Annotated in this window: 11 protein-coding genes; 6 read left to right on the forward strand and 5 right to left on the reverse strand. The window is 46.3% G+C overall.

Annotation, left to right across the window (positions count from 1 at the left end):
* Positions 1 to 48 precede the first annotated feature (48 nt).
* The gene (locus RA086_RS06695) at positions 49 to 378 is read left to right on the forward strand and encodes a hypothetical protein (RefSeq protein ID WP_308703067.1); all 330 of its coding nucleotides are present in this window, start codon (positions 49 to 51) and stop codon (positions 376 to 378) included.
* A 57-nt stretch (positions 379 to 435) separates the two neighbouring features.
* On the opposite strand, the gene RA086_RS06700 is transcribed toward RA086_RS06695, so the two are convergent.
* Complete coding sequence (locus RA086_RS06700) at positions 436 to 1,245, reverse strand: Cof-type HAD-IIB family hydrolase (RefSeq protein WP_308703068.1); 810 nt, start codon at positions 1,243 to 1,245, stop codon at positions 436 to 438.
* A 145-nt stretch (positions 1,246 to 1,390) separates the two neighbouring features.
* On the opposite strand from RA086_RS06700, the gene RA086_RS06705 reads away from it, so the two are divergent.
* The 3 genes from RA086_RS06705 (at position 1,391) to RA086_RS06715 (ending at position 3,947) form a co-directional block, all read left to right on the forward strand.
* On the forward strand, positions 1,391 to 2,758 hold the full coding sequence (locus RA086_RS06705) for an RsmF rRNA methyltransferase first C-terminal domain-containing protein (protein ID WP_308703069.1): 1,368 nt from the start codon (positions 1,391 to 1,393) through the stop codon (positions 2,756 to 2,758).
* Positions 2,759 to 3,235: 477 nt separating this feature from the next.
* Complete coding sequence (locus tag RA086_RS06710) at positions 3,236 to 3,409, forward strand: hypothetical protein (RefSeq protein WP_308703070.1); 174 nt, start codon at positions 3,236 to 3,238, stop codon at positions 3,407 to 3,409.
* Positions 3,410 to 3,443: 34 nt separating this feature from the next.
* Entirely contained in the window at positions 3,444 to 3,947 is a 504-nt protein-coding gene (locus tag RA086_RS06715) for an LURP-one-related/scramblase family protein (RefSeq protein WP_308703071.1), read from the forward strand.
* 96 nt (positions 3,948 to 4,043) lie between these two features.
* On the opposite strand, the gene fni is transcribed toward RA086_RS06715, so the two are convergent.
* The 4 genes from fni to mvk all read right to left on the reverse strand — a co-directional run bounded on the left by fni (position 4,044) and on the right by mvk (position 8,242).
* Positions 4,044 to 5,078, reverse strand: a complete 1,035-nt coding sequence (gene fni / locus RA086_RS06720; protein ID WP_308703072.1) for a type 2 isopentenyl-diphosphate Delta-isomerase — start codon at positions 5,076 to 5,078, stop codon at positions 4,044 to 4,046.
* A gap of 79 nt (positions 5,079 to 5,157) precedes the next feature.
* Positions 5,158 to 6,243: a phosphomevalonate kinase gene (locus tag RA086_RS06725; RefSeq protein ID WP_308704428.1), complete on the reverse strand. Its 1,086-nt coding sequence runs from the start codon at positions 6,241 to 6,243 to the stop codon at positions 5,158 to 5,160.
* 67 nt (positions 6,244 to 6,310) lie between these two features.
* Complete coding sequence (mvaD, locus tag RA086_RS06730; RefSeq protein WP_308703073.1) at positions 6,311 to 7,291, reverse strand: diphosphomevalonate decarboxylase; 981 nt, start codon at positions 7,289 to 7,291, stop codon at positions 6,311 to 6,313.
* Positions 7,292 to 7,303: 12 nt separating this feature from the next.
* Complete coding sequence (gene mvk / locus RA086_RS06735; protein WP_308703074.1) at positions 7,304 to 8,242, reverse strand: mevalonate kinase; 939 nt, start codon at positions 8,240 to 8,242, stop codon at positions 7,304 to 7,306.
* Positions 8,243 to 8,735: 493 nt separating this feature from the next.
* Here mvk and RA086_RS06740 point away from each other — a divergent pair, with 493 nt between their 5' ends.
* The gene (locus tag RA086_RS06740; RefSeq protein WP_308703075.1) at positions 8,736 to 11,537 is read left to right on the forward strand and encodes a helicase C-terminal domain-containing protein; all 2,802 of its coding nucleotides are present in this window, start codon (positions 8,736 to 8,738) and stop codon (positions 11,535 to 11,537) included.
* A gap of 72 nt (positions 11,538 to 11,609) precedes the next feature.
* Complete coding sequence (locus RA086_RS06745) at positions 11,610 to 12,110, forward strand: cell wall elongation regulator TseB-like domain-containing protein (protein ID WP_308703076.1); 501 nt, start codon at positions 11,610 to 11,612, stop codon at positions 12,108 to 12,110.
* Positions 12,111 to 12,115: the final 5 nt, after the last annotated feature.

Genomic DNA, 12,115 nt, shown 5'->3' on the forward strand with positions numbered 1-12,115 from the left:
AGTGCGCTAGATTAAAGGTGTAAAGTAAGCAATTGGGGAGCGACGAATATGAAAAGTCATCAGGAGATTTTAGTCTGGCTGACGGGTTTGCGTGATAATGGTCACACTTGGCGGTGGCTGATTGTGTTTACAATGAGCTTGTTTTTGTTCCTTGGCGGCTGCGGTTGGCAAGCACAAGCAAGTGTGACGTCGTCAACAACTGCGGCACCAGCAACTAAAGTAGAATTGTATGATAGCCGGACTGGTGCGATGTTGTCTATGGCAACTAAGCATGATACGAATGCCAATCGGGTTAATCAAATTGGGTTAGCCTTTCTGACCGCCGGCGTCATTGGTGGCAGTTTTTGTTGGTATCGACTAAAAAGATCTAGAAAATAAAAAAGCTTGGGTTAAGTCCCAAACTTTTTTTGTGTCTCAAAATTGACAGTGTTTCGATTATTCAGCCAGCTCAAAGTAGTCATTCAAGTAACGGGCCACGCCGTTTTGATCATTGTCATAAGGCGTAATATCGTCAGCGGCGGCCTTAATGGCGGCGGTGCCATTAGACATGGCGACACCTAGACCAGCATATTGCAACATTTCTAAATCGTTGTGTTCGTCACCGAAAGCAATGATATTTTCACGGGCAATTTGGAAATGGTTTGCTAAATAAGCCATACCTTTAGCCTTGTGGACGCCCTTAGAAGTAATCTCAAGAATCGCATTCGGGCCGCCCCAAACGCCAACATCTACTAAATCGCCAAAACGATCATTGATCCAATCGATGATTGCCGTGCGTTTGTCAAGTTGTACGAGTAAGACGAGTGAATTTGGATTACGTGTCAAGGTAGTCGGTGTCAGTCGAGGGCTATTGGCAATTTCCGGGAAGAATTTACCGGCGACGAGATCTTGTCCAGCTGTCATGGTGCTGTGTTTATTTTCAGCAATGATCTCATTAATCCCTAAACGTTCCCGATATTTGACCAGTGCGAGGACGATCGCCTTGTTCAGGGTAAATTGATACTCAGGCGCCCAAGCTTGGTGAGGTAAATGGCCCAATGAGCCGTTGAAATTGATCATTGGACTCGTTAACCGTAACCCATCATAAATGGCTTGTGAGCCTTGATAAGAACGGCCAGTAATAATGCTAACAATGTGACCAGCGTTTTGTAGGCGTTGCATCGTTTGGATTGTTGGTTGATTTAACTTAGAATCAGCGTTGAGTGTGGTTCCGTCTAAATCTAGTGCGATTAATTTGCGGATCATTGAAAAAGTCACCTCAGTTTTCAGAATTATGCTTAGTGAGTTAAATTAGCATATTTTCTGAAAGAATGCGACTATCCATCTAAGCAATCGGCCAAAAATGTGGTAATCTAGTTGAGAAAGAATTTCGTTTTAGGAGGAGTTTTGGTTGAACTTACCAGCAGGATTTGTGACAAAATATCAAAAATTAATGGGAGCCGCCGCACCCGATTTTTTCGCGGCGCTCACCGGATCCGTTGAAAAAGGTTTTCGTATTAATCCAATGAAGCCAACGACCCCCGCCATGCAAGCCAAGATGACGGCGCCAATTCCTTATAGCCCCATCGGTTATTATGGCAAGGTCAACGGGAACGCTTTGGAGCATCTGGCAGGGGCCGTTTATAGCCAAGAGCCGAGTGCCATGACCGTGGGTGAAGTGGCTAAGCCGCAGTTGAATGAGCGTGTTCTCGATTTATGTGCCGCACCAGGTGGTAAAACAACGCACTTGCTCAGTTATTTAAACCAGACGGGCCTTTTAGTGACTAATGAGATCAACCCAAAACGGGTGACGGCTTTAGGCGATAATGTCGAACGTTACGGTGCGCGTAATACGGTGATTACCAATGAAACACCCGTCCATTTAGCCAAAGCCTTACCTGGATTTTTTGACCGGATCTTAGTCGATGCCCCTTGCTCCGGCGAAGGCATGTTTCGTAAAGATCCCGCTGCGATGCAGTATTGGACGCCCGATTATCCAGCCGAATGTGCGATCCGGCAACGCGAAATTCTGACTGAAACCGTCAAAATGTTGCGTCCCGGTGGTCATTTGATCTATTCAACTTGTACGTTTGCACCAGAAGAAGATGAGCAAATGATGGCCTGGCTATTACAAACTTATCCTGAATTTGAGCTAGAACCCATTGAAAAGACCGCTGGTATGGTGGACGCCAAACCAGAATGGGCCGATGGTAATCCAGAGCTGACCAAAGCTGTCCGCCTGTTTCCGCATTTGATGCGTGGTGAAGGGCATTTTATTGCCAAACTAGTTTATCGTGGGGCCGAAGAGGTCAAAATGCCAAAGCTGGTTCGCAATAATCTCAAACCTGAGCAGCGTCAATTATGGGAAAAGTATGTGGCCCAGTCGCAACTCTCAGGCTTAGAGGCGTTGGTGTTACAAGCCCATGGTGATCAACTTTACGGAATCCCGGCAATGATGCCCGTCACCCGACGGCTAAAAATCTTCCGACCTGGAATTCAGTTGGGAGTCTTCAAAAAGAATCGCTTCGAGCCTAGTTATGCTTTGGCCTTGGCGAGTGCTGATCTAGCTTTGCCAAAATTGGCGATTAACCATGATCAATGGGAACAATATGTGCATGGCGAAACATTTTCATTAGCAACGACTGAACCGACTGGATTTACGGTACTGACCTGCGCGGGGTTACCAGTTGGCTTTGGCAAGGTCGTTGGTCGAACCGTGAAGAATTTCTTTCCCAAGGGATTACGTTTCTTAGCGACGGATGAGAATACCGTTTTATAGGAAATTATGTCCAATTGACGATAAAATAGCAAAATTAAATCGCATGACAATCAAGCGGCAATTACCGTTGATTGTCATGCGATTAATTATTAATTGGGCGTTTTTTCACGTAACACTTCAATACAGTCCACGCAATATGGGACGGCATTGTGTTTCAGAAAAACTTGGATTTCAGTAAGCGTGTGGGGTGGAATTTCTAATAGAAAGTAAGCTTCATCCCACTTTTTGAGAATCTTGCCACAGTTTTGGCAGACTAACATGTTGACCACCTCCGAGTTTTTAACCCTAATATTAGCGAAACTTACGATAATGGGATACGATTAACATTTGTTAAGACGTTTCCCGAATCAGGGACAGGTCAGTTTTAATTTCATAAAATTTGGTTATAAATGGGATGAAACAACCACTAACCCGTTGATCACTGGTATGCTAGGGTGCAGTTAGGCATAATTAACTTGTGAAAGCGAGAATTGGTAAATGTTAAACAAGAATGGACGGATTGCGCTGGGCGTTGCCGGACTAATCGAAGTTATTTTGCTAATTTGGCAATGGGGCGCAGTCTTTACGAATTTATATACAATTGCTTTGATTGGACTCGTGATCTGGTTGAACGAAAAACAACGAAAACAGCACGACGATAGTGAAAAATGAAGGATCCTAGTGGCAGCTGAGGGGGGCGTCAGGTGTGCGAAAGTTATATTTAAATCAGAAAGTTTGGTCCATGCGGGACAAGTTTGCAGTGTTGGATGCCCAATCACGCCCCGTTTATCGGGCGGTGGGGAGTTTGTTCAAAATTCCTAAACAGTTTGAAATTCTCAATTTAGAGGACAAAGTTTTAGCAACTGTGACCAAAAAGCCATTTGCGTGGCGTCCCGCATTCAAGCTAGAGCTAGGGAATCAGCAAGCTGCAACGATTCGCAAGCAGTGGACGCTTTTTAAACCGCGTTATGAACTCTCAGCGGTGGGACTCACGGTGACGGGCGACTTTTGGGATATGAATTTTAAAGTCGTCCGCCAGGGGCGCATCATTGGTAGCGTGTCGAAACGTTGGTTTAGTGTTGGCGACAAGTATGAGATGACAGTGCAAGATCAAGCCGATGAGTTGTTGCTCGTTGGTTTGGTCATTGCGATTGATTACGTTAAGCGTACCGAAGCCGCGATAGCCAGTCGTTCAGCAACTAGCCAATAAGGGAAAAGCAAGTCAAAAAAAGATTGATAACGATGCTCACTGCGAGCGGGTTATCAATCTTTTTTAATCAGTTGAACCATATCAGTAACTAGCTGATTATAAGCTTTTTGTATAAGCCAATAGTTGTGGCGAATAAATCAGCTTGTCAGTCATTTGAGATAAATCTGATAGTTGCTTAGCACCAACTAGTGCCATTAACAAGCGTAATTGGTATTGCCAACTATTTAGCATTGCGATGACTTCGTCGTCCGTGTGATGTAATAGGGCGTGTAGTACGACGCCAGCGATACCAACGGCATCTGCGCCAAGCATTAACGCTTTTAAAACATCGAGTGGATGTCGAATGCCCCCAGCCGCAAAGATCGTTAAATCTTTGGGATGGTTTTTTACTGCGAGCAACGATTCGACCGTTGAGAGACCGTATGAACTGAGATAGCTCATTTCACGCAAGGGTCGGCGCCGATTCTCGATTTCAGCAAAATTAGTCCCGCCGTGTCCGCCTAAATCTAAGTAACGGACGCCGGCTGCATAGAGTTGTTGCATGGTTGGTTTAGAGATACCGAAGCCGACTTCTTTAACGATGACGGGTAAGGCTAATTCGGCGACCAATTGTTGAATGTTTGCCAGCCATTTGAAATCACGATCACCTTCTGGCATCACGATTTCCTGGACCACATTTAAGTGCAGTTCCAAGGCATCAGCGTGTAACATTTCGATGGCAGTGTGAGCGGCGGTTAAAGAATGTCCGGCACCTAAATTACCAAAAATGAGACCATTCGGATTGTTAGTGCGCATCGCACTGAAGGTTGGGGCCAGACTAGGATCTTTAATGGCCACGCTTTGAGAACCAGTTGCAATAGGCAATTTGCATGCAGCTGCGATTTTTCCTAGGCGCGCATTGAGTTTGCCCGTTTGGATTGACCCACCAGTCATAGCTTCAATGTATAACGGTGAGGACCAATGCCACGGGCCAATCGTGGTTGCGGTTGAAATTTCGGCCACTGTCGTTTCGGGCAAAGCGTCGTGTCGAATCCGGATTTGGTCAAAATCACTGGGCTGTTCGGCGTGATAGTATTTTTCTGCCAGTGAGACATGTTCGTCTTTACGATGTGATTGTTTACTTTGTGGCATGTGGCCACCTCCAATGATGTGACTAAAAAAGTGAGACAGGTAGCTGGGCGATTACCGAGCCACCTGTCTCACATTTGGACTACGAAATAGGATTATCTGCGACGGTATGTACATTTAAGTTTAACCGTTCGATGCCGTCATTTGCCCAAGCCTGTAAGAGTGGTTGGGGATTGATGGCGCGATCAATTAACACAATGCCACAGTCACCACCACCGGCACCCGAAGTCTTGGCAGCGGCACCAGCCGTTTCGGCAATCGAAATCATCCGTTTTAGGATTGGCGTTTCAATCGTCACCTGACTAAAATCGCCAAGTGATTGTAAAAGGGTCCGGTTTCGCCGTAATTCAGTTTGGATCGTTGCCAGATCACCAGCATGAAAGCCTGCGATCATCCGCTTGAGGCAGGCCTTACTATCCTGTAGAAAAGTTTGATATTCGCCACGTTGTTTGGCTTTGACCAAGGCAACTTTGTCGACTAAATGTGAGGTAGAAGCGGGCGAGCCGGTCCAACCAATCATCAAGCGCAAGTCACTGGGTGGCGTTAAGAGGTCGATTTTTAAATCCGGCCAGTCCATGGCTAATAATGCCGTCAAAGACGTTTTTTGCCGTTGAACTTGTAGCCAGTCACGGTCAAACGAGTGATAGGCGATCCAACCACCATAAACACTGGCAGCGATGTCTCCTAATGACCCATTACCTTGGACGGAGAGGTGCGCGATGGCCGCTAACTTGAATAATTTATTTTTATCCATCGGTAAACGATAGAATTGGCACAAGGCCTTGACCGTCGCAACGGTTACGGCAGCCGAAGAGCCTAGACCGTATTTTTTACCATCAGCGCTATCTAGCTCACTGTTAATTCCCAAATGGTAGACGCCTAAATTGCGACCAGCTTCGTGGGCGTAACTTTCAGTTAAATTGATGGCAGAGAGAATATAGTGAAAGGGATTATCCCGGTTGTCAAACACCATTTCGTCACCTTGGCGACGCCAGAAGATTGAATTTTCTTGGTACTGTTTTGAAACGATACTCCCGAAAGTGTCACTTGGTGAAATCGTCGCTGTAACAAATTGATCTAACGCCACGATAATGGCTGGAAATCCATGCTCCACTACTGCATATTCCCCCGCAATGTAGAGCTTTCCAGGTGCTTTCACCGTAATCATGCCATCATGTCCTTTCATGGTCGAGCGTATACTGCTCACCAGTCAATATAAATAAAATTATTTTTAATTAAGCTTCGGTTATTGAAATCCCAGGTCCGGGTTGGGCAATAATCAGTTGATCTGCGCGAAAGTGGCGTTGCAACGCCGTGGTAATGGCTTTGGTATCCTTGCTAGCACAGATGATTTTAACGTTCGGGCCCGCATCCAAAGTATAATAACAGTTAATCCCCTGGGCGCGCAAGTCCTGAACGGCGTTAATGGTCGTCAACGTCTCGGCAGTGAAGTAGTTAAAAGCCGGTTGTGCGCTGAGATTTAAGGCGTGCATCCGCATCGCATTAGTTTCTGCCAACGTGCCAACCGCTGTTAGATCACGATCAGCAATGGCTTGGCGCATGGCGATGAGATCACGATTAGCAGTCTGCACCCAGGCCGGATAATAGGGCGAAGTTGCAACAACCCGTTGCATTCCGGCGGTCGAGCTGATGGGTTTTTTGGTTGCTTTTAAGACGACTGCGATCATTTGAATATCCCAATCAACAGGATCTTGGAGTGGCTCGGCGTATGAACTCAAGTCATCTTCGCCAGCATGCCATTCGACGAAGCCACCAAAGATAGAGCGTGTGGCAGAGCCCGAGCCCCGACGTGCCAACCGGCTGAGATCAGTCAGTGAGAGCTTTAAGCCAGCAGCGCGACTCCCAGCTGCGGCCAATGCTGCGAAACCGGAAGCTGATGAAGCGAGGCCAGCAGAAGTGGGGACGTGGTTGCGCGTTTTGACGATAGCACGAGCTGATTGGCCGCTTTTAGCTCGAATCAAATCCAAAAATTTGACGATTCGTTGGGCTTTTACTGGCGACAATTGAGTGTCATTGAACGTAATTTGGTCTTCGCTGGCGTGAGTCGAAAACTGCACACTGGTCTCGGTGTAAAAATGATCTAACGTTAAAGAGATGCTGCCATTTTGCGGTAACATCAGTTTTGGATCCTTTTTACCCCAATATTTGACCAACGCAATGTTGGTGTGGGCTTTGGCAATAACTATTTTTGACATGACTCCTCCAAATTAATCGGTTGGCAACAAAGGCTCGACCCAGGTGGCCGTTGCACCAGCTGCCGATAGTTTTTGTGACAGGGTGTTGGCGATCTCGGCCTCTGGAACGACAGCTAACATGCAGCCGCCTTGACCACTACCCGTCAGCTTCGCTGCAACGGCCCCATTTTGGCGGGCCACGGCTAATAGTTGCTCTAATGCGGGATGACTGACGCCGAGTGACCGCAGATCATCTTGTGCAGCGTTGATCGCTGTCGCAAGCGCCGCTAAGTTTCCCGTTGCGAGTGCGGTTCGTGTTTGGCGAGTCAGGCGGCCTAAGTCGTCGATGCGTGTTTGAATGGTCTCACCTTCGACCATCAATAGGTTACGAACGGTTGCAACCGCAACTTTGGTCTGGCTCTTGATGCCGGTATCTGCGATGACTAAGTAGCCTGGCAATTTGACTGGAATTGGGTAATTTTCGCGTCCTTTGATAAACCAAACTGGAGCTGTCGCACTGGCCGTGGCCACGTCTAAGCCACTCGGTTGACCGTGCGTATAACTTTCAGCGATATTAGCGGTTTTAAGCAATACTTGTTGTGGTAATGGTCGTTCAAAGAAATCATAAAAAGCCCGTGTGACCGCTACGGCCGCCGCTGCTGATGAGCCCATCCCACGTTCTGACGGAATATCACTAGTAATATGGATGTCAAAGCCTTGATCAGGCGCATCAAAGCGTAATAATAGTGTTTTAATCAGTGCTTGAATCCCGCCTAAATTAGCACTCATCGACTGAAAATCACCATTAAAGTAACGGCTTTTAACCGTTTGTGCGGTCGTCTGCTGATGAATGACGGCTTGCATTTGGATCGTTGAAATTGGGAGCGCAATTGCGGGTTGACCATAAACCACGCCATGCTCGCCAATTAGAATAATTTTGGCATGACTAGTGCCGGTAGCTAGATTTTTCAATCGTGTCGCTGCCTTTCTAAATGGATTAATAATAGGATAATAATACCGTATAATTCCCGTTTTGACCATATATGAAGCGATGTGGGTCACAGAATCACAAAAGATTAAACAAAACTTACTAACTCATGACGTCAATCAGGGTTGACGCAGCGGCCTGGGTTTTAGTGTCACTTGGCTAGGCAAGCTTTGGGTGCTGTGATATATTAGAGAATGATAAAATATTAGTGGCAAAAATATGAAAGATTAGCTGGCGTGCTAAAAAATCCAGCGTGGTTAGCAATGAACTCGGTTGCAAGGTGACAATGACTGCTAGTTTTGACACTCAATTACTTTTAAAATGATTGGGACTGCCTTTGACCAACGAAATCACGTTCATGTGACCATAATTGTTGGGGTGGCTATGCTATAATTTAAGTCGAATCAAAAAAACGACAGCCCAAAGTTTTTAGCGGCTGGGCGTTTAAATCTTAATCACTGATTTGGGGCAATAACCATGAAACCAAACACGACCTATGCCGTTGTGGATATTGAGACCACCGGTACTAGTGTTAAGGATGGCGATCGTATCATCCAGATTGGCTGTGCGTTCGTTAAAAACAATAAAATAATTAATACTTTTGCTGCGGATGTTAATCCGCTGACAACCGTGCCACCAGTTATTGAAAATTTGACTGGGATCAGTAATGCGCGTGTCCGTAAAGCGCCACCATTTGATGACTTGGCAGGGACGATTTATAGCTTACTGCAGGGAACCGTGTTCGTTGCACATAACGTTAACTTTGACTTGCCGTTTATTAATGCTGAATTGCAGCGGGTTGGGTACCCAGAGTTACCGATTCAAGCCGTCGATACGGTCTCGTTAAGTCAGATTTTACTGCCGACCGCACCAAGCTTTCGACTACGCGATTTAAGTGGACTATTAAACATTGAGCACGATCATCCGCATGCGGCGGATAGTGATGCCATTGCCACGGCGCATTTATTCATTTTTCTCCAAAAACGCCTGGCTCATTTACCTTTGATCACGTTGCAGCAAATGGTGCAATTGACGCCGGAGTTGCCGCGAGAAACCGCGGAGTTATTTGCTTATGCCCTGCAACAGGGTAAAAAGCAACCCGGCCGCTTGCCGAAAGAACTGATGATTCGTAATGGGCTGGCTTTGCGCAAAAAGGCGCTGCCACAACAAGCAGTTGGGCGTAAAAAGTTACGTTATCCCGTGACCAAGGCGCAGAAAATGCAGCTGTTCGGTGATGATTTAACTTATCGGCCACAGCAAGCCCGGATGATGAATCAAATTTATCGGCATTACACGAAAGCGGCTACCACGTCCGAACCGTTGATGATTGAAGCACCGACCGGGACTGGAAAGACGCTGGGATACTTGTTACCTTTGGCTTATTTAGCACAAGGTGATCGCCAAGTGATCGTCAGTACGGCGACGACAGTATTGCAAACCCAACTGCTGGATCAAGGAGTCCAGTTGTTGAATACCTTACTGCCAGAACCAGTGACTGCAGTGGTGATCAAGGGAAATCAGCACTATGTTGACTTGGATCGTTTTGCTCGCGGACTCGCGCTCCATGAGCATTCCAAACAAACGCAGTTGTTAAAGTTACGAGTATTGGTTTGGTTGACGACGACCACGACGGGTGACCTGGACGAATTACATTTGACGACTTACCAAGCCCCATATTTTACGGAAATTGCGCATCACGGGGTCGCTTCGTTGAAGGCGGATGACCCATTCTTTAAAGATGACTTCTTACGTTTTCGAGACCAGCTGACGGCCCAAGCCACATTTATCATTACGAATCATGCTTATTTGATGCGGCATGTGGCCCAGTTAGGGAGTCGGCAACAACAGCCGTTGCTCGTCTTGGATGAAGCTCAGCATTTAGCAGATGGTGTCTTACATGAGTCACGGCAACGATTTAACTTTAACTTTTATATGGCGGCCTGCCATAGCTTGACGAGTCGGATCGATCAAGAACACGGTTTGAATTTACGTGCCTTGTTCGCGGAGCAACCGCAAGCCGACTATCGGTTGAAATTATTAGATAATTCATTAAATGATACTGATTTGCATTTTCAACAATTGCAAGCAGCATTGGCACGGACCTTTGTGCCACATCAAAAGGGCGGCAGTCAGCCCGTTGAGATTTCAATCACGACGGAAGCTGTGACGAGCTTTTTCGCGGAAAATAACGGGCTCGTGCGACAATTGCAAACGGCGATTGAAAATTGTTTCTTACAATTTCAACAGTTAAATGAACAGTATCAACATGATCAAGGCGAAATTTTACCACCAGAACAACATGTGTTAGATGATTTCTTTAATCGCATGCAAGATCTGCGGCAAGCTTATGATCTATTGCGAACTTGGTTGATGCCAGCAACGCGCGAACAACGCGTATTCTGGATCAGTCTCAATCAATGGCATGATCGTGGAAGCTTGACGATGTCTGGAAGCTTGATCGATACGAAGGGCTATTTTAAGTCACAATTGTATCCATACTTCACAGCACCGTTATTTACCGGGGCCACCTTATTTGCCACCGGCAAGTCGCAGTATGTCTATAGCCAGTTGGACTTAGCGCCTAAGACGACGGTCCATCATCGGTTATCGACACCGTTCGACTTGGAGAAACAAGCCCGTTTACTCATTGCCACGGATGCTACGGCCGCCGAAGAACCCAGCGGTAAACAACGGGTCGCTTATCTGACACGAGCCATTCATGATATTGTCACTGCCGCACCCAAACAGACGTTGATCTTGTTTAATTCCTTAAATTTGATTGAGGCAGTTTTTTACAGCTTGCATCAAACGGGGCTCAGCTCGGATCGTGAGCTGTTAGCGCAAGGTGTCAACGGGAGTCGTGAAAAGTTATTGCGGCGTTTCATGCAAGGTGACAATGCCATCTTGCTCGGTGCGGCAAGTTTCTGGGAAGGCATAGATTTGCCACAGGAACAGTTGGAATTATTAATTGTGACGCAGATTCCATTCGAATCGCCTGATCAGACGACTACTAAGGCACGGTACCAACAATTGCGCCAAGCCAAAGTCAATCCTTTCTATAACGAAGCGTTACCAAAAGCGGCTTTGAAATTGCGTCAAGGAATCGGCCGGTTGATTCGCACGGATCAGGATACTGGTGCGGCGGTGATTTTAGATGATCGCCTCGTCACCAAACGCTATGGTCAGACCATTTTAAAGGTGCTACCTAAGGCGATGCCGCCAGTGGAAGGGTCAGTAGCTGAAATTACGGCTGCTTTACAAAAGTTTTTCCAAAAGTGACAGCGAAAGTGTTCCGGGATGACCGGAATTTGCTATAATGGGTTATTGCTTTTTTGAAAGGATCGAGTGAATATGAGAGTGCAACGCAAACAGCGACCAGAACGATTGATTATGATTATTCTATTAGTCGTTTTAGCCCTGATCGTCATCGCCTATGGAACCCTGTGGGTCGCTCAACGACCAATGCATACAGCGCAAAAGACGGCGTATAGTTTAGCGACCAGTAAGGCTAAGCTAAAGACGACCACAGCGTTTTCCCAATATAATGGCAATGAGAGCTACTATGTCGTGACTGGAACTTCCAGTAAAAACGTCCCAGTCTATGCTTTGATCAATACGAATAAACATCACAAAACAACCGTTGTCAAACAGTCCGCTGGTATTACGCGGACAAAGGCGTTGAAAAAGGTCTGGTCAAAGCAAAATCCTAGCAAGGTGATCAAAGCCACGTTGGGCCAGTATGATGGTGAAGTTGTCTGGGAAATCACTTATTTAAATCAGAAAAAGGCGCTCTGTTATGAAGTTTTACAATATTCAAACGGTAGCCAATTAAAATCAATTATTAATATTTAATTTGT

Source organism: Lactiplantibacillus brownii (assembly GCF_031085375.1).
Taxonomy (GTDB): domain Bacteria; phylum Bacillota; class Bacilli; order Lactobacillales; family Lactobacillaceae; genus Lactiplantibacillus; species Lactiplantibacillus brownii.